The sequence below is a fragment of the Nostoc sp. JL34 genome (assembly GCF_017114945.1).
GTDB lineage: Bacteria > Cyanobacteriota > Cyanobacteriia > Cyanobacteriales > Nostocaceae > Nostoc.
In genome coordinates, this window is the sequence record NZ_JABXKQ010000124.1 from 45,114 (window position 1) to 63,638 (window position 18,525).

Sequence of the window (18,525 nt, forward strand, 5' to 3'; positions counted from 1 at the left end):
CCTACGCAGCATTCAAAGCGGCTATGCACATACTTAGCAACACAACTCCATCATCGGGCTACATCTTAGCACTGGACTTAGGGACGACAGGCAACCGCGCCTTTGTATTTAACGCAGATGGCAAGATTGTTGGGCAGGCATACAAAGAACTAACTCAACATTATCCTCAGCCTGGATGGTTAGAGCATGATCCCGAACAAATCTGGCAGGATACCTGTTGGGTGATGCAAACCGCAATTGGGAATGCCCAGATTGCTCCATCCGCGATCGCAGCTTTGGGACTGACTGTACAGCGCGAAACCTGTTTGATTTGGGACAAAACTACTGGTAAACCACTCCATAGAGCGATCGTCTGGCAAGATCGCCGCACTGCTCCCTTTTGCCACCAGTTACAAGAGCAAGGCTACGCTGAAGAAATTTCCGATCGCACCGGATTAATCATCGATGCTTACTTTTCTGCTACCAAACTCAAATGGCTGTTAGACAAGTTTACAGATGTTGACTTGAACAATGTCTTGGCAGGTACTATTGATACCTGGGTGTTGTGGAATCTCACAGGTGGGAAAATCCATGCCACTGACCACAGCAACGCCAGCCGTACAATGTTGATGAATCTCAAAACCTGTGAATGGGATGAGATTTTACTGGATCTGTTCCAGATTCCGGCTCATATTTTGCCCCAGATTCAGCCGAGTTTAGGAGTATTTGGAGTCACTGATGCGACTTTGTTGGGTGCTGAAATTCCCATTACTGCCATCTTGGGAGATCAGCAAGCTGCTCTATTTGGTCATGGCTGCGATCGCCCTGGTTTGATGAAATGTACTTACGGAACTGGTAGCTTTTTAGTTGCTCACACAGGCGATCAAATTGTGCGCTCGCCACATCAACTCATTTCCACGGTGGCATGGACTCAAAGAAATTCAAGGGGAAGTTTAGATGTAGGCTATGCGCTAGAAGGCAGTATGTTTACTAGTGGAGCTTGTATCCAATGGTTGCGCGATCGCCTCAAACTGATTAAAACTGCTGCTGAAACTGAAACGATGGCAAATCAGGTAAAAGATAATGGCGGAGTATATTTTGTGCCTGCATTTAGTGGACTGGGCGCTCCCTACTGGGATATGAGCGCTAGGGGAGCCTTTTTCGGCATTACCGCCAGTGTACAACCAGAGCATCTAGTTCGCGCTGTGCTAGAAGCGATCGCCTATCAAGTTCTAGAGGTGGTGCAAGCAATAAATGCATCTAGCAGTACTCCAGTTGGGCGATTAACCGTAGATGGTGGTGCTTGCGAGAATAATTTCCTGATGCAGTTTCAGGCTGATGTGTTGGGTATTCCAGTTGAACGGCCCATAATGCGTGATACGACCGTTCAGGGTGCAGCATTTGCAGCAGGTTTAGCTGTAGGATTTTGGGAGAGCTATGCAGCATTGGTAGAACAACGGCAGATTGAACGTGTGTTTGAGCCGGGGGGCGATGATCCATTGTCTAACTTTGCTACTTGGAAAAAGGCAGTGAAACGCACTCTGGCTTGGGAGGAGTAGCCGATTCAGAATTATATCTAAATTTGGAGTCCTGTATTTTGTACCTTACTTAAAAAGTAAACTGCTGTAATTCTTCCCTTCTGCCTATTGCCTTCTCTTGTAAGTATTAATCAGTCAAAATATCACTCACATCTTAAGAAGCGCATGACTACTAAACCGAAGATTTTTATTGATGGGGAATCAGGAACCACAGGCTTACAGATTTACTCACGCCTCAACCAACGGGATGACATTGAGTTAGTTAGTATTGACGCATCTAAACGTAGAGATGCATCTGAGCGAGCCAAACTAATCAATGCTGTTGATGTTGTGATTCTCTGCCTACCTGATGATGCGGCCCGCGAAGCTGTTAGCTTAGTCAGTAATACTAGGGTTAAGATCCTTGATGCTAGTACTGCCCATCGCACGGCTAAAGACTGGGTATATGGCTTCCCTGAACTAAATCCAGGACAGCGAGAGAAGATCGCCAGCGCTCAGTTTGTCAGCAATCCAGGCTGTTATCCCACAGGATTTTTAGCTTGTATCCGTCCGTTGATTGCCAAGGAACTCCTGAACAGCAACTTTCCCATCACCGTTAATGCAGTGTCAGGTTACTCTGGTGGCGGGAAGAATCTCATTCAAGAGTACCATACCTTCCATGAGCAGCAAGCCGGAGCAGAGTCACTCTATCCCTATGGCATCTACGGTTTGCAGTTTGGGCATAAACACGTTAAGGAAATGCATCATTACTCAGGGTTAGCATCGCCGCCGCTGTTTGTACCCGCAGTAGGGGATTTTGAGCAAGGGATGCTGGTACAAGTACCTTTACCGCTGGGGACTTTGGATAATCCACCATCAGGTGAGATTATCCATCAAGCGATCGCTAACTACTACCAAAGTGAAAAGTTCGTGCAGGTTGCTCCATACCAAGATTCTACTCTGCTCAGAGGCGGAACATTTTTGGATGCAATCGCACTGAATAATACCAATATTGTTCAGGTTTTTGTATTTGCCAATGACACCACTAAAGAAGTGTTGTTAGTTGCTCGTCTTGACAACCTGGGTAAAGGCGCATCAGGAGCCGCTGTCCAAAACCTAAACATCATGCTCGGTTTTCCAGAAGAGTTGGGATTGTCATGAAAAAGGGTTAAGCAGTGAGGAGTGGGGAGAAAAGGAGAAGTTGCAGTATACTATTTCCCCTCTGCCTCTTCTGCCCTATGCCCATTATGTTGATTTTTTTTCAGTTCTTCAAGCAACTGAATAACATTATGCTCAAATCCTTGATTTCGCTCTTGAACTGATTCAACCAGGGGTTTGTCAAAAAGATTAATGACATACTTAGCTAGCTGAATGCCTAGAGGTCTTAAATGTTTACCTGCTAAAGGTTTCCGAAAATTTTCAGGTGGCTTTTGCAGAATATCAGTAAACCATTCACCGGTTGGTTTAGCAATCTTATCTGATTTCAAACAGACTAAACCCATGATATTAAATAGCCCACTATCATAGATTAAAGTCTGGGTTTCTTTAACGGTTGGTTTCACACCCCAACCAAGATTATCGATAATATCCGCTAAAAATCGAGGACGAATTGCGCTCCCTGTGTCAGCAATAGCAGGTGCTAAGAGGATAGAAACCTGCCCTTTAATGAAGACACTGTTAATATTGATATTTTTCTGCACATAAGTATAAATTAAGTTTTTAACTTCATCCCTTTTTCGCGTTAGTTCTTCAAAGAGAATGTTAATGTCTGCAATCACACTTTCTATCTGTGACTCATCGGAAGTTTTAGATAGTAAATTCCGAATAAACTGTTCTCTCTCTTGAGGCTCTGGAGGTAGAGCAGTAAATCCTTCTAACAGCGAGATATATTTACAGCCAAGGCTATGTCCAATCCAAGAAAAGTTTTTATCATCTAGATAGGCTTCATAATCATATCCTGCAACACTTGCCATTTTCACAAGTTGCGGCAGAATTTCATACTGCTCTCTCATGAGAAAACCAGCTTCTACATAATGGTTAAAAGTAAAATTAAACGGCAAAAGAATAATCGTATATCCCTGCTCGAATAGAGATTGAAGCAGATAGCGATAAAAAAGCATGGGGCCAAATGTACCAAAGAAAGCCCCAGCAATAAATTGAATTACCCCTTTAGGCTGTGGATGTAGAGCAACCCAACTGTGAGAAACGGGTTTAAATCTCAGTTTTAAATTTACATTTCCCATAATTTAGCAATGAGTGCATCTCATTTTAGTAGGTGTATACTTAATCTCCAAAGTTAAATTGCTGCTTTTCGGATTCTTTAAGAGATTTTTTTATAAAAAACTGAGATCCTTGCCTTATGAACATAGTAAATGCAGACAGTTATCAAAGTTTACAGCATTCACGTTTATGAAAGGGAGTAAGCAGTAGGGAATACTATAGTTCAATAGTGAAATTGAATTGGTGCAAAGCTTATAATAGACTCTTTTAGATTTTAGTATTTTTTTTAACCAGAGTAATATCTGTGACACTATGAAAAGCTTCAATGTAAATTCAATCAAGTTCGTAGTTAGATTTATACACCTGAAACTATCAAGACTAATTCATTCCCAGAGACTAAAGAAAATGTAGCGGTGAATATCAGTAAGTTTATTGTTGAAAGCATCTAAAAAACTGCAATTTTCCTCTATACACTGATTCTCTAGCACTAGGCACAATGCGCTTTGAGGTGATTCCTATCACACTTTTTTTGTTCATACTCTTGACATAGTTGATGATGACACGTTATAAACTGTGAAGAAAAATAAATCAGTCTGCTTAATCCACTATAATTCCCTGAAAAATTTTGTGAGTAAGGGTAAACCGGAGCGGAGGAACCAAGTTTGGGGCGTATCTTGGAGAAAGTTAGAGTTAAGAGTGAGGAGTTAAAAGTTACTAACATAGATAACTGATAATTCATAATTTACAACTCATAACTTTCTTAAGAAGGACATCTCTCAGTCCTAGCCCGTCAGCTAACTTCGTCGGCATTGAGAGGAGACTGAACGAGAAGCATTCTTACAAGTAATGCCTTGTTCTCGTCAGTGTCCTTTGGCTGGTAACTTTGCGGTTCGTTGTGCCTGCCCTCGGCCTTGAGAGAGGATAACAATATCTTGATTTCTGGCGTCTGAGGCAGGATTATTTACCTTGAGGTGAAAATCAGCTATGTTCCAGAATAAGAAACATCGCATTGCCCTAATTTCTGTTGATGGTGACCCAGCTGTTGAAATCGGTCAAGAAGAGGCTGGGGGTCAAAATGTCTATGTGCGTCAAGTAGGTTATGCCCTAGCCCAGCAAGGTTGGCAAGTGGATATGTTCACTCGTCGTAGTAGTCCTGAACAAGCTGCGATCGCTCAACATAGTCCAAACTGTCGGACTATTCGGTTAAACGCTGGCCCAGCTGAGTTTATCGGGCGAGATAAATTATTCAACTATTTACCTGAATTCATCAGAGAATTCCAGCAATTCCAGCAGCACCAAGGGTTCCATTACTCTCTAATTCATACCAACTACTGGTTGTCTTCTTGGGTTGGTATGGAATTGAAAAAGCAACAACCGCTGATTCAGGTGCATACTTACCACTCTTTAGGAGCAGTAAAATACAGAAGTATTAGTGATGTTCCCGTAATTGCAGCCCAGCGATTAGCTGTAGAAAAAGCCTGTTTAGAAACTATAGACTGCGTGGTTGCCACCAGTCCGCAAGAACAGAAACACATGCGGATACTCGTTTCTAGCAAGGGGAACATTGAAATGATTCCCTGTGGCACCGATACTGATAAATTTGGAGAAATTCAACGGTCTGCTGCACGGGAAAAGTTAGGAATTGCACCAGATGTCAAGATGGTTCTCTACGTTGGTCGCTTTGACCGACGCAAAGGTATTGAAACTTTGGTACGAGCCATTGCCAAGTCTAGTTTAAGGGGTGAGGCTAACCTCCAACTAGTGATTGGGGGTGGCAGCCGTCCAGGTCAGAGTGATGGAATCGAACGCGATCGCATTGGCAGTATCGTCACTGAACTTGGATTAGAAGATTGTACAACCTTTGCCGGTCGCCTAGATGAAACTATCCTCCCCTTCTACTACGCCGCCGCTGATGTCTGCGTAGTACCCAGTCACTATGAACCTTTTGGTTTAGTTGCCATTGAGGCGATGGCGAGTAAAACTCCAGTCGTAGCTAGTAATGTCGGTGGGTTGCAGTTTACTGTAGTACCAGAAGTCACAGGATTACTTGCGCCCCCTAAAGATGAAGTGGCTTTTGCTGCTGCCATAGACCGCATTCTCATCAACCCAGCTTGGCGAGACCAGTTAGGTGAAGCGGCAAGGCAACGGACAGAAATTGCTTTTAGTTGGTATAGCGTGGCATTCCGACTGACTCAGTTATACAGTCGTTTGCTGGCTCCAACTGCACCCAATACCCGACCCCGGATTGCAGCTTAACTTCTACAGCTTTGAGCGCGGAACTAATATCATCAGAGTGATTTTGCCGCGCACAAACACTCTCATACAAACTACTCAACCTAGTTAATTAGGAAGTCAGAATTATGCTGAATATCGGAGATTATGCTTTGCATCAAAGAACAGGGCAGGTTGGTCAAGTTTGTGGTTATGGACATCAGCTAATGGATGGAGTTTACATAACTACCCTGAAAGTTAGAGTAAGCAAGCATAAGGGAACTCGTCGTCAAAGCAGATTTGTCGAGGATGCTTACTCCACTTGGATGCTGACAGAGGAAGCTTGAAGAAGAATGCAGAATTCAGAATTCAGAATCAATTAGTGGCGGGTCTGAATCCCCCACTTTCTTGTTGACTACTAAATCAAAAATTTAGTGGGGGGACTTAAACCCTTTTATTCAGACGCTCTCTACGAGACGCTACGCCTAGCTTGCTTCTTTGCAGGAGTCCGCGGACTCGCTATCTGCCAATCACACAGAATTCAATTCTGAATTCTGGCTCCTAACTCCTGAATTCTGTTTTTTAATTTGTTGATCAGGGTTTGTACTGTAGATTCTGATTGCTGACGTGGCACAGGCTTTTGCTGTCCAAAGCCATCAAACAATTCGTCGAGCTTTACCGTGAAGCCCAAATACGCCCCACCTGCGGAACGTGTCCCGGAAAAATCTCGGTCATCGACTTTACCAAAAACATATCCAGCCGAAAGGCGCAGATTAGGAGTGAGGTAATAGCCTGTTTCCACAACAAAGCCTGTCTCGCTGTAGTTAGATTGACCAATCCAACGAGCCTCACCAACTAGATCCCAGCTATATCCCAAACGATAAGTAGCTCGTAATTGGCCCAGATTCACCATACTTGTACCAGCTAAATCGTTAGCTAAATAAGAAGTACTGTTACGCAAAGCATATTTACCATAGAATTCCCATTGCCAGTTAGGGGCGTAGATAGCTTCTAAGGCAAAGGTATGGTCTTGGGAACCAGTACCACTTCCTAACAAAATAGTCTCAGGAATAATCGCCGGATTTTGGCGATATTCATAACGCAACAAAGCATTAAATTTATCGCTGTAGGGGTCGCGGTAGGCTAAACCCAGTTTCAGGTTAGCGGTATCTCCCAATCCTGAAAGCTTTTGATTGGAAGAGTTTGCTTGTTGATAACGTACTAGAGCCGTCAGAGCCGGAGAAATTTTACCTGTAATCCCTGCGGTAATTACTGTATTGCTACCACCAGAAGAAGACCGATGATCATATCGAGCGCTGGCTTGAAACTGTGGATTATCACTGTATTCCAGCCCAACGCTGTAACTATCGCCACCATCAAATCCGATCGCAGATGCTGCTTGACCATAGGCGTAGGGTTGGGCATATTGTTGACCCGCCGCAGTTCGTCCGAAGAAGTTGCCAAATACGTGTTCGTAAGCTAAGTTCAGCCGCAATCCCGGAGCAATAGCCCAGCGGTTATTTAGACCAATTGCACCTTGGGTAGTAAGTTCATTTGCACCACCCAAAATTGAGTATCGACCAGTCAAGGTGGTATCAGTACCGAGTTTGTGTTCACCATTGACACTTAAGCTGGTGATAGAATTACCCGAAAATTGACCGCTAGTGTAAAACTGTTGGGCCAGACTGACGCTGACACCAGGAATTACTGCCCAATTCAACCCTAAAATAGTCCGGTCTGGGTAAACAGTATCTTTTTGGGAAGATAAGCTGAGTTCATTTTGGGCTTGGAAAGTCAGGTTTTTAGCGATGGGAACTGTAAAGCGCGATCGCAATTGATTAGAATTACTACTCAGAGCCTCAGTAGAGATGCGATCTTCCCGATGACGATGAATCCAATCCACATCAAAGGTAGCGCTACCCAAACGTTGTTGAATCCCAGCGGAAATCGTCGTCAGCGAATTATCAACTTTACTCCCAGGTATGGCCTCAGAACGAGGTGCAAACAGTTCTTCAAAGGTGTCTAGGGGTTGGGGAGCAATGCCAAAATTGTCTTCGTGGTCGTATTGCGCTCTGACGTTGGTACTTGAGGTGAGTTTTGCTGTCACCTCCGCTCCATAACGGGCTTGTCCTGGGACAAAGCTGATAGTGGCATTATTGGCAAAACCCGTATCAGCAAAGCGATAATAGGCACGACCTTGAATCCCATTGGCAATTTCTCCCTCAGCTTCCAAGCGGTAGGCGTCACCCCTGACTTTTCCCACAACATCAGAATCATTAGTGGAATGGGCATATTCTGCGATTAACTTCCCCTTGTCACCCAAAGCTATCAATGCATCTGCACCGTAGAGTTGAAAGTCACGCACCCCGTGATTTTCTTGAACGTAAGTTGCTCCGATCCAACTTTCCTGATTCAGCTTGCGGGAAAGGTTATATTGCAAACGACCAGCATAGATGTTGCCTTCAGAGTTTTGGTCTTCATATTGGTAGCTAACAACAATCCGGCGAACCAACACTTGTCCGGTTTGATCGATATCGGTACGAAGAATCGGTTCGCGAAATAATAAAGTCCCGCGCTCGTAATCGATTTCGTAGTCTGGGCCTCGGTTAAGCTGTTTGCGTTCTAATACAGTCCCAGGACGATTAAGTTCTTCTAACTCGATAAAGACATTTTCACTACCTGCTTGTAGTAGGCGGCGAGAGAGGAAGTAATAACCACTAGTCCCATCGGGAGCAATAGTATCCCGTTGGAACCCTTCTAAGTGGTCGCCATAGAAACCTGTAATTTGTAAGTTTCCTAAATTGTAGTTAGCTTTAAAACCGTGGAGTTGACGAGTGATAGAAGTAAATTGCTGTGATCGCCGCGCAAATTCTTCTGTGTTGTAGTCACCCCACATGGCATAATCGGGATCGGAGCCGGGGATACGAGCTGAACGCTCGAAACGCAGAAATACGCTGTCAATGGAAGGAGCGACTACATCAACTTTGGAGCTATCGCCATAGACAGGATAGTTTTGTTCACTGGATTGGTAAGTTCTAAACAGGCGATTATTGCACTCACAATCTTCATTGAGGCTACGAGAACTGTTGTATGCGCCTGTAAACAGCCATTCCCCGATCGCACCAGTGGCAAATATTGCTGAATGGAAATCTAATTGCGTTCCATTGTCTTTGTCAGGAGGGAGGAAATCACGGAAACTACCGTAATAATTTGTCCCTCTAGCGCCCAAACGTAAATCTATTATTCCTGTTAGCAAACTCGGACGCAGTGCCGTTTCAAATTGCAGTTGAGTAAAGGCTTCTAAATCATTAGCGATCGCCCGAATTGTGACAGTTTCCGCCTTCAGTTGCGATCGCAACGTAGCAGTAAATTGCCCCCCTTTCGCCTCCACTTGAAATCCGGGTTCATCGGGTTTGAAGTCTTTCCCAACTAACTCACCAGCAGTAGGGATGAGGGTGACAACAGCATCACGGTTAGAGCGATTGCCACTTGCATCGATCAGTTGACCCCGGATTGTAGCTGTGGAACGTCCATCTGCTGGAATACGCGACTCAACTGTTTCTACAGTTAGTTGCTGTGGCGCTCCCCGGACTGCGACTTGTACGGTTACAGGGGGTTCTGTTCCGCCAACAACTTGTGCAGAGATAGTGTTTGCACCTTCTTTTAAGGAGACACCATACCATGTCTGCGTTACCAAGTTGGTGGTAGCATCAGTTTCCGTCCGTCCCACTAAGGAAGGGTCTACCAATGCACCATTTACTCGCAATTCCACTTGACTCCCAGCGGGAAACTGCACAATCACCGTGCTAGCTTGTACATCTACAACACTGTCAGCCGTCGGAGTCAGAATTTTGATTGCTGTAGATATTGGGACAGTAGGGGACACAGGAAGATTTTCCCCTTTCTCCTTATCCCCCCCCGCGTCCTCGACTCCTGCAATTTTGCGTAATCCTCTAGGCAAACCTACAGAAGTTGCCGGTTGAAATGGTTGTATTCCCGTTGGAGAAGCATGAAACTGGGTCTCAGTATCTTTGCGGCCGTCGTTCTTGTCCTCTATTCCGGCAATTTTTGGGCGTAAGCCTCTAGATAAACCTACAGAAGTGGCTGGTTGAAATGCTTGTATTTCTGTTTCACTTAGCTGGACATCTGGAATTGAAGTATCAGTAGTTGGTGCTGAAGAAGTGGAAGGAAATTCAAGAGGTGACTGCTGCTCGGAACTTTCCAAAAGATGGGGAGAATTTGAATCTATACTTTTTTCAGCAACTTTATTTTGATCCGCTTGATCTTCGACTTCAACACCTTTGTCTACTTGCGAAGGGGAGTTAGGAAAAACGAGGTTTTCACTAGTGATTTCTGCTTTGACTATTGCAGGGTACAAAACAAGGCTGAGAGCTACCGGCATTGCCCCCATCAATCTCAGGTTCAAGATAGTTGCACAGTGCAGTCTGGTTTTCATTTCTTGACTGGCTCCTGAAATGTGGGGGTGACAGCGAAGTTCATCCGTACCAAGCCACCAGGCTCTAAATGCACCAAGCGAGATTGGCTATTGCGTTCGCGGAATTTTTCGTTATGAGCTAGGGTGTAACCGGGTACACTACTGAGGTCTAATACACCAGTGTGGTATCCAGGTAAGGCATTAGCTAAGGAGAACAAACCATTAGGATCTGTAGTGATGCGGTTTCCATCCTCCAGAAAAATCACCGCATTGGGTACTCCAGGCTCACCACGCTGTTGTTCACCGTCAAAGTTTTTATCAACAAACACCCGACCGATAATCGTGCCGCAGTCAGAAACGATTCCTGGACGAATTTTCAATTGGTGCGTTGCAGGGCCATCCTTAGTACTAAAACGGTTATCTGCTCGTTGCCCATTAACGATCGCAGTGTTGCGACCATTACTACGCAGCGCATCGGCTGTTAATTGAGCAGCGTAGGCAATATTCAGGACTTTATCAGTGGGAATCGTTACGTCTGTGCGGAATGTCACTGTGTTAGCATTGCCTTCTGAGGTAATAGTGACTGGTTGACCATCCACTTCTCCCCGCACAGATTTCGGCAAGAAGTTGAATCCTAAAGGTAGGTTGTCGATGACAAATATATTATTCAAACCAGCATCAGCAAGATTTTTTACCGATAGGCGGTAGATTACCGTATCTCCAGGTTCAGCAGCAGCGCGATCGCTTGTTTTGACAATCTGCAACTGATTGGCTTGACACAAATTTGTGGTGAATTCAAAGGCTAATAAGTCCAGTCCCACAACTTCTGCATTGGGAACTAAAACAACTGTTTGCTCTATCCTGGTTTCACCTGTGAGACTAATTGGTTGACCATCTAGAGAACTAGCGACATATCGTACAACACCATTACCTTGTGTGCCACTGCTAGCAAGGATTTCAATCTTGATCCGCCGTTGTTTGTAGATAGAATTTGGTGGTGGATTAACTACAAAAATGTAGGTTCTACCTGGATCAGTTTGACCCTTATTCGGATCGAGTAGGAAATTGTAGACACCCGCAGGGTTATTGGTAACGAAGTAGGGATTACTATTTTCGGTATTTGGCGATTTACCACCAGGAACGTTGTTATTAGGAATATCTGGTAATTCTGTTCGAGTCAAAGCAACCAAGCTGCCCAATTCTGTCCCCGTTGGGTCGCTAGAGTTAGGTTCGTATACCCCAACAGAAAAACCTGTATAGTCAGGTAAAATTGTGCCAGCGCAACCTAAAATCCGCCCTAATGGATCGAGTAATGGGCTAGGACTAACATTAATTTGACTAGAACTTCCTTGATATTGATAATTACTAGCAGAATCTGTATAAGTATAAGTAGCTTGATTTATTAATGGCACAGACGCAACCTGATTGTTAGTCTGTTGCGCGATCGCTGGTATAGGTATAGTAGTATGCAAAAAACTTCCCAGAAGAACAGTAGCTGTTAACCGTCGCCACCAGCTACTGCTCAAAGTAATTTGCTTTTGGTTTTGAGGACGGCTCACTGAACACATCTCCTCTGAAATGTCAAGCTTGTTGTTAATAAAAGCACTTATTTATTTGGGGAAATGCAGTTAAGCCAAAACCCTTTAAAAATGTCGTTTCCAGATTCCATTTAGAAATACTGTTGATTGCGGCTCTTTTTCAAGTCAGGAAGGCGGCGTGTCCCCGCGTCCCAATCAGCGCACTTGGGTTTGATAAGTCGCCTTGACTGTTGTCTTAGCTGCAAGTAATGGAATCTGTAAACGGATATGGGTGTAAGCAATGGCTGGTGCTGGTTTTGTTTCCACTTTGCCGCCAGGAAGAGTAACTTTAACAGTGGGATTTTCGAGAAAGCTACGCCCGCCATCAATGCTGTAAATAACTTTGGCATTGTTGGCGACATTGGTAGAATTCAGCACGTAGACCATTCCTTTAGGAATAGGTTGATTAAAAGTCAAATTCTTCACTGGGCGATCGCTCTTATTTTCGCCACTCAAGGTATATCGCAACACATCTCCTGGTCGCACCACAGCTTGACCTTTCAAAGGTTCCCATTTTTGGCTTTGCTTACCCTGCTGATCCTGTGCCACCACTTGTTTTTCTGCTTCTAAACGCAATTGAATTTGCCCTTGAGTTTTGATATTCTGAGCAACAGCACTTCCTGAATGCCATACATTTGCGATTCCCGGAATTTGACCGACAAATGGGACTGTAGCAATCAGGGCGAACGCTCCTAAACCTGCCAGAGAAACACGCTTCATATAAATAACCTCAAAAAACTTCCAGAATGTTAATTGTTGACTTATCTTTCCCAGCTTTTGCTAAGAAAAAGTCACTCTGCTATTTGCTTGCTGTTTGGGGTTGGGGATCAGGTAAAATGGTTGCGGCGATAGCACAATCTCTTAGAATCTGCCAACGTCGCAGTCCCCAATCCCAACGAATTAGTTCACCTTGCGTTGGAAGGTAAATGTTCTTTGAATACCCGGTGCGATCGCGCCAGTTACACTATCTATGTACTTAGCAACATCAGTGTTTGCGGTAGTTCCAGTTTGGTCGATACCAGAGTTAGTGGCTGGATTACCACTAAAGAATTGGATGGTTGCAGTCCCGGAATCTTTAGCTGAACCAACAATGTTGCTAGTATCAATTTGACCGCTGGCATCGTTATCTAATGCCCAGTTATTGGGGCTTTTCGTACCGTCTTCAGTAATCACAACTTTGTTAGCATTCAAAATCACGTTACCGGTTCCAGATTGAGGATCGGAAATATTTGTGTACTGAATTTGGTACTCAATAATATTTCCTGGTGCCGGCTTCTTCGGATCGATACTGAATGTGCCATCATTCCCCTGAACTACGGGCCCGGTTCCTTGTAAGACTCGCGACGTTTTTAGCAGTTTCAGGAAGCCAGTGTAGACGCGATCTATGGTGATGTTGGATGAATCAAAGATATTATCGTTCCCACTATCTTTGATTCCATCAGCATTTGTATCCGTTGTGTAGTTATCAATCGAAGCAGTGATGGGTACTGGGAAGCCTTTGCTAATATCAGTAGATAACTGTGTGCCTGGAGGTAAATCAACTTCTACACCATAGTTGAGAGTTGCATTAGGAGCAAAGTTGGGGATTGTGATTGCTGTACCAGCAGTTAATGTAAACGCTCCATTATTGTAGGTATAGACAGCAGACTGACTATTATAGGTAATAGTCACCTTTGTATTATTCGGTAAATCTCCTGGAATTGCTGGTGGCGTTGGCTCTATCTTCAAAACACCTGAGTCAGTACCACTGTTCTTAACTGTATTGGTGAAACCAACTGATTGAGGATCAAGTGTACTACCAGGTGGTGTACCAGCAGGAACGAGAGAAGATTTGTTAGTGAAGTCATCGTTGGTCAGACCCGATGGGCCAGTGGCATCAGGGGCATTCAGCGGCCCGTTGAGTATCGCTGAAGCGACAGGTGCTTGCACTGTGAAGACGTTCGCCTCACCACCAGTCCCAGCACCACTGTTATTGTTACCCGTGTCAGTCCCAGTTTCTGGAGATGCTGGAGTGTTAATATAACCATCATCAACGTTGCCAGGTGGTAGAGTATCGGGAACACCATCACCATTGGTATCTGTACCCACAGGAGGTGTCATACTGCCTGGGGAGCCGTCATAGTTGCTGGGATTTTGGTCACCAGACTCGTCGTATACTGGGAAATTGTTGGTAGGCGTTTGACCAAATAATTGAGCGATATTGGCAATGGTTAAGGGTGAAGATGCAGTTGATTCAACAGCTAGCTGAATCGAGAAGCCATTTACCGTTGTACCAGGAGCGATGGAAGTAATAGTCGCTGGATTATTGATAAAACCGATGCGAGTGACTGAGGCCAGAGAGCCTGGTGCTGTCGTAGTCCAACTAGCTGTATTAGCATTAGTTGTAACTGGATTGGTGGTATAGACAGTTCGCCAACCAGGAGGTGCAGTTGGTGCTACTGCCAAATCTGTACCCGCAGGAATCGCATCAGAAACCAAGATATATTTGCTAGCAACGCCATCAACATTGATGCTTGTACCCGTCAAAGCTGCTGGTGTAATTCCCTGCCCTGTAGGATCATTGGACTCAACTCGCAAACTCAAATCATAAGTCAGCTTGTCATCTGTAATTGCAGTGGTGCCAGCATTGTTATAGCCACTGCGAATCTTTAGAATGGTGGCTAAAGCGTAGGTCTTCACCGTTAAACCAACCTTAATTTGCTCGGTGGCGCTAGCTTCCCGTGTACCATTAACTGGTGTCCCAAGTACCTCACCAACAACACTGCCATCGGGGTTATCTACGGTAAACACGTCACCACCATCAGGACTCCGCAGTTGGTTTTGAGCATCACCAGGAGTGTTACCAAGGGTAACGGTAATTATGTCGTTGGTTTGAGCCCCAGCTTGTACAGTAACTGGCACACGCACCAACACAGTACCGCCAACTGGAACTGAGGGTGTGTCTACGCCGCCTTGCGGGACGTTTGTCCAAGTTTGACCGCCGTCGGTGCTATATTGCAGGCTATTAGCTGTACCACCATTTGGTAATGTGCCAGAAACTGTACCTGGCCCAGTTGTTGTCGCTTGGTTAGGAATGTGGAATTTGGTGGGGTCGTTACCTACGTTAGTCAGGTTGTAGGTGTAGATGAGTAAGTCGCCAACCTGAACTGTTGTATTAGTAGGACTAGAAGTGGCATCAGTTACACCAGAAGCTGTGACGGTAATCCCAGCAACCTCTGCCACGGTGACAACAACAGTGTTAGAAGTCGCATTGATTGTTGTCCCTGGACTGTTGGGATCTTCGTAGGTTGCTGTCGCGGTGTTACTGATAGATGTACCTGCGGTAGTTCCGTCAGCTAATACAGGTGCGAGAAATTGGAAAAAGCTACCAGTTAATAATGCTGTTGCTACTAGAGATTGGTAAAGTTTACGCTGCTTGTTGACAGATTTATTTCGATTTACCATAAAAGTAGTTTATTTGTTTGCTGAACTTGTATCTGGGATTTTGAGACAGAATAAAGTTCGGCAATTCTTGAAAGAATTACCGATTATAGCTGCCCAAAACTTCAACGTTTCGGTAATGCATATTTAAGGAGTTAAATTATTGACACTCCTTGAAAATTATATTGAGGCAATAACCAGAAATAACTTGTCCACTTGTTTTAGGCTTACCCTTGAGACTCAAGGCTGGCAATCGCAAATATGTGTAATTTATTACTGTATTTTCCTTGATTTTCGATGTAAATAGCAATGTAGCTTTTACATCAAAAAAAATCTTCCGTATAAATAAGTAACTTCTCTAGCTATGAGTGAGTGCATAAAAGCTAAAAAAGTAACTTTATTTTGGCAACACACATAGCAATTTTAGTGGTTTAACTCAGATGCTAAAAACACTAAAACTTATATATGAAAATACTTTTGAGTCTTTGCTGTCAGAAATGGATACTGCTCTGTGGAGTCATTAAGATAAAAAAATTGAAAGTTAACTAAGTGATCTAGATCACTTAAATGGGATAGTAATGGAAACACATGCAAATTACTCATAAACATCATGCGATTTAATCATATTATTTAACAGTGTTAGCACTGGGGATTTGAAGCTACTTTATTTTTTTTTAACATTAGATATATGCGTGTAAATACTAAATAGAGGGATTACTGATATTAAAGGTTTACAAGAATCATTCCTTTCAATACCAAACATACCCGACAATTTTTGTCGGGTATGTTTGACTGGTATTTTTGCTCGTGTTACTATCAGGCGACAGCCGACAGACAAACAGGGAAAGCTAGTTTATGACTCAGGCAATCACAACCCAAACCAAAGCCAGCACTGCCTACTTTCAAGCCTTGAAGTGTAAGGAGTGTGGTGCAGAATATGAACTCAAAGCCAGTAATGTTTGTGAGTTATGCTTTGGGCCGTTAGAAGTCAAGTATGACTACAGCGCTCTGCGTCTCACTGTCACTCGTGAAACAATTCAAGCCGGGCCCAACTCAATTTGGCGCTACCGTCCCTTTTTGCCTGTCGCCACTGATAACGTTATAGATGTGGGAACTGGTATGACTCCCTTAGTTCGTTCCCACCGTCTAGCCCGTCGCTTGGGTCTAAATAAACTTTATATAAAAAATGATGCCGTTAACATGCCCACCCTGAGCTTTAAGGATCGGGTGGTGTCAGTCGCTCTATCTAGAGCGCGGGAGTTGGGTTTCACTACTGTTTCTTGCGCTAGCACTGGGAATTTGGCAAATTCTACAGCTGCGATCGCAGCTCACGCCGGTTTAGACTGTTGTGTGTTCATCCCCGCAGATTTAGAAGCCGGTAAAATTCTGGGTAGCCTGATTTACAGTCCCACCCTAATGGCCGTCAAGGGCAACTACGATCAAGTAAATCGTCTCTGTTCTGAAGTTGCTAATACACATGGCTGGGGTTTTGTCAATATCAATCTCCGCCCTTATTACTCTGAAGGTTCCAAGACGCTAGGCTTTGAAGTTGCGGAACAACTAGGCTGGGAACTACCCGATCATGTTGTTGCTCCTTTGGCATCTGGTTCACTCTTTACAAAAATTTATAAAGGCTTCCAAGAATTTGTAGAAGTTGGTTTGGTAGAAAACAAGAGCGTCCGTTTCAGTGGCGCTCAAGCTGAAGGTTGTTCACCCATCGCCCAAGCTTTCAAAGAAGGACGCGACTTTATTAAGCCAGTTAAACCGAATACAATTGCTAAATCGCTAGCGATCGGCAATCCAGCAGACGGTATTTATGCTGTGGAGTTAGCTCAGAAGACTGGTGGTAACATTGAATCAGTCAATGATGCAGAAATTATTGACGGCATCAAGCTGCTGGCAGAAACCGAAGGCATCTTCACAGAAACGGCTGGTGGTACAACCGTTGCCGTACTGAAAAAACTGGTAGAAGCAGGCAAGATTGATCCAGATGAAACTACCGTAATTTACATCACCGGCAATGGTCTGAAAACCCAAGAAGCAATCCAAGGCTACGTTGGTGAACCCTTGACTATTGATGCCAAACTCGATAGTTTTGAACGGGCCCTTGAGCGATCGCGTACTCTTGATCGCTTGGAATGGCAACAAGTCCTCGTTTAAGTAGGAGTTATGAGTTGTGAGTTTTTTATTCATAACTCTTCACTATTAACTTATTCCTAACTTCTCACTCCTCACTCTTCATTATTCACTTTGTACTTCTATGGCTGTAAAAGTTTTAGTTCCTACAACTCTTCAGAGTTTTACTAATAATCAAGCTACTCTAGAATCTAGCGGTAGCACCATTGCTGAATTATTGGACTCTTTAGAACAAAGCTTTCCTGGTATTAAATCCCGGTTGTGCGATGAACAAGGTAAGCTACGGCGATTTGTAAATTTTTACGTCGATAGCGAAGACATCCGTCATTTAGATGGTATAAACACAACTCTTAAAGATGGCGATGAAGTAAGTATTGTCCCAGCTGTTGCTGGTGGTTAATACAGAGAATAGTAAATAAAGTAAAAACCTCACTAGGAAAACCTTTGAGAGATTACCTCGTTCCCAGTCTCAGACTGGGAATGCCCATTAAGAGTTTCCGCCTCCTTTGCTTGCGATGGTGTGGGTTTTTTTAACTCAGCACTATTCATTTGGCTAACTATGCAGCAATTATTTGAGCAAGTCTTTGTTGCCAAGATTCATTGTCATCGATAGTTAAGATAATCCGCTTGTAGGATTCATCTCGCAATTGCATGGTTAAATAATTTGTATCTCGATTCACATACCAAAACTCTTTACCCCGGTTAGTATAATAAGTCCCAGCCTTAATCACTCCAGGAACAAAACTACCAGGGGCACGCAATTCTCGCCAATTACTTTGGGGTTCGGCTATCGTAACTTGTTCAATATGGGCTAGTGATATTTGCCAAAGTTTATTCAAACGAACAGCTAGCAGTTGCTCTTTAAACGTAAATTCTATCTGCAATTTATCATCAACTATACTTAGGTTCATGATGAACTTCGTCGTCAGTAATTTTTTATCTAGTATTACCCACAAAAGTTCGATCATAATCAGTATTTTCTGGTGACTGGCAAGTGCCAAAAATATTATCTGCGACTGTAAAAATATTT

12 protein-coding genes and 1 riboswitch are annotated in these 18,525 nt (G+C 43.9%); of the genes, 6 read left to right on the forward strand and 6 right to left on the reverse strand.

Translation table 11 applies throughout. The annotated features are described in order from the left end of the window. Positions 1 to 23 precede the first annotated feature (23 nt). Together glpK and argC are read left to right on the forward strand one after the other, a co-directional pair. Positions 24 to 1,538 (forward strand): glycerol kinase GlpK, encoded by a 1,515-nt coding sequence (glpK, locus tag HWQ44_RS21785; RefSeq protein ID WP_292723229.1) that lies wholly within the window; start codon positions 24 to 26, stop codon positions 1,536 to 1,538. A 144-nt stretch (positions 1,539 to 1,682) separates the two neighbouring features. Then, complete coding sequence (gene argC / locus HWQ44_RS21790) at positions 1,683 to 2,657, forward strand: N-acetyl-gamma-glutamyl-phosphate reductase (RefSeq protein ID WP_292722909.1); 975 nt, start codon at positions 1,683 to 1,685, stop codon at positions 2,655 to 2,657. A 50-nt stretch (positions 2,658 to 2,707) separates the two neighbouring features. On the opposite strand, the gene HWQ44_RS21795 is transcribed toward argC, so the two are convergent. Further along, entirely contained in the window at positions 2,708 to 3,739 is a 1,032-nt protein-coding gene (locus tag HWQ44_RS21795) for a DUF1350 family protein (RefSeq protein ID WP_292722911.1), read from the reverse strand. 572 nt (positions 3,740 to 4,311) lie between these two features. Then, positions 4,312 to 4,537: riboswitch (cyclic di-AMP (ydaO/yuaA leader) on the forward strand. 163 nt (positions 4,538 to 4,700) lie between these two features. Here HWQ44_RS21795 and HWQ44_RS21800 point away from each other — a divergent pair. Next, positions 4,701 to 5,972 (forward strand): glycosyltransferase, encoded by a 1,272-nt coding sequence (locus tag HWQ44_RS21800; RefSeq protein ID WP_292722914.1) that lies wholly within the window; start codon positions 4,701 to 4,703, stop codon positions 5,970 to 5,972. 104 nt (positions 5,973 to 6,076) lie between these two features. Further along, positions 6,077 to 6,274, forward strand: a complete 198-nt coding sequence (locus HWQ44_RS21805) for a hypothetical protein (protein ID WP_292722917.1) — start codon at positions 6,077 to 6,079, stop codon at positions 6,272 to 6,274. Between the two features lie 194 nt (positions 6,275 to 6,468). On the opposite strand, the gene HWQ44_RS21810 is transcribed toward HWQ44_RS21805, so the two are convergent. The 4 genes from HWQ44_RS21810 to HWQ44_RS21825 all read right to left on the reverse strand — a co-directional run bounded on the left by HWQ44_RS21810 (position 6,469) and on the right by HWQ44_RS21825 (position 15,383). Further along, a complete protein-coding gene (locus HWQ44_RS21810; protein WP_292722920.1) occupies positions 6,469 to 10,383 on the reverse strand; it encodes an Ig-like domain-containing protein in 3,915 nt (1,304 codons plus the stop codon). Then, complete coding sequence (locus HWQ44_RS21815; RefSeq protein ID WP_292722922.1) at positions 10,380 to 11,930, reverse strand: hypothetical protein; 1,551 nt, start codon at positions 11,928 to 11,930, stop codon at positions 10,380 to 10,382. The genes HWQ44_RS21810 and HWQ44_RS21815 overlap by 4 nt, the downstream gene beginning before the upstream one ends. A gap of 165 nt (positions 11,931 to 12,095) precedes the next feature. Continuing rightward, positions 12,096 to 12,659: a hypothetical protein gene (locus HWQ44_RS21820; RefSeq protein ID WP_292722924.1), complete on the reverse strand. Its 564-nt coding sequence runs from the start codon at positions 12,657 to 12,659 to the stop codon at positions 12,096 to 12,098. A 180-nt stretch (positions 12,660 to 12,839) separates the two neighbouring features. Beyond that, entirely contained in the window at positions 12,840 to 15,383 is a 2,544-nt protein-coding gene (locus tag HWQ44_RS21825; RefSeq protein ID WP_292722926.1) for a hypothetical protein, read from the reverse strand. Between the two features lie 831 nt (positions 15,384 to 16,214). Between HWQ44_RS21825 and thrC the strand changes: the two genes are divergently transcribed. Beyond that, positions 16,215 to 17,519: a threonine synthase gene (thrC, locus tag HWQ44_RS21830; protein WP_292722928.1), complete on the forward strand. Its 1,305-nt coding sequence runs from the start codon at positions 16,215 to 16,217 to the stop codon at positions 17,517 to 17,519. Positions 17,520 to 17,619: 100 nt separating this feature from the next. After that, positions 17,620 to 17,895: a ubiquitin-like small modifier protein 1 gene (locus tag HWQ44_RS21835; protein ID WP_292722931.1), complete on the forward strand. Its 276-nt coding sequence runs from the start codon at positions 17,620 to 17,622 to the stop codon at positions 17,893 to 17,895. A 157-nt stretch (positions 17,896 to 18,052) separates the two neighbouring features. On the opposite strand, the gene HWQ44_RS21840 is transcribed toward HWQ44_RS21835, so the two are convergent. Continuing rightward, positions 18,053 to 18,406 (reverse strand): hypothetical protein, encoded by a 354-nt coding sequence (locus HWQ44_RS21840; RefSeq protein WP_292723232.1) that lies wholly within the window; start codon positions 18,404 to 18,406, stop codon positions 18,053 to 18,055. Positions 18,407 to 18,525 lie beyond the last annotated feature (119 nt).

Coding starts and splice junctions, on each gene's coding strand:
- glpK (WP_292723229.1), top strand. CDS start 24: ATGCACATACTTAGCAACACAACTCCATCATCGGGCTACATCTTAGCA.
- argC (WP_292722909.1), top strand. CDS start 1,683: ATGACTACTAAACCGAAGATTTTTATTGATGGGGAATCAGGAACCACA.
- HWQ44_RS21795 (WP_292722911.1), bottom strand. CDS start 3,739: ATGGGAAATGTAAATTTAAAACTGAGATTTAAACCCGTTTCTCACAGT.
- HWQ44_RS21800 (WP_292722914.1), top strand. CDS start 4,701: ATGTTCCAGAATAAGAAACATCGCATTGCCCTAATTTCTGTTGATGGT.
- HWQ44_RS21805 (WP_292722917.1), top strand. CDS start 6,077: ATGCTGAATATCGGAGATTATGCTTTGCATCAAAGAACAGGGCAGGTT.
- HWQ44_RS21810 (WP_292722920.1), bottom strand. CDS start 10,383: ATGAAAACCAGACTGCACTGTGCAACTATCTTGAACCTGAGATTGATG.
- HWQ44_RS21815 (WP_292722922.1), bottom strand. CDS start 11,930: ATGTGTTCAGTGAGCCGTCCTCAAAACCAAAAGCAAATTACTTTGAGC.
- HWQ44_RS21820 (WP_292722924.1), bottom strand. CDS start 12,659: ATGAAGCGTGTTTCTCTGGCAGGTTTAGGAGCGTTCGCCCTGATTGCT.
- HWQ44_RS21825 (WP_292722926.1), bottom strand. CDS start 15,383: ATGGTAAATCGAAATAAATCTGTCAACAAGCAGCGTAAACTTTACCAA.
- thrC (WP_292722928.1), top strand. CDS start 16,215: ATGACTCAGGCAATCACAACCCAAACCAAAGCCAGCACTGCCTACTTT.
- HWQ44_RS21835 (WP_292722931.1), top strand. CDS start 17,620: ATGGCTGTAAAAGTTTTAGTTCCTACAACTCTTCAGAGTTTTACTAAT.
- HWQ44_RS21840 (WP_292723232.1), bottom strand. CDS start 18,406: ATGAACCTAAGTATAGTTGATGATAAATTGCAGATAGAATTTACGTTT.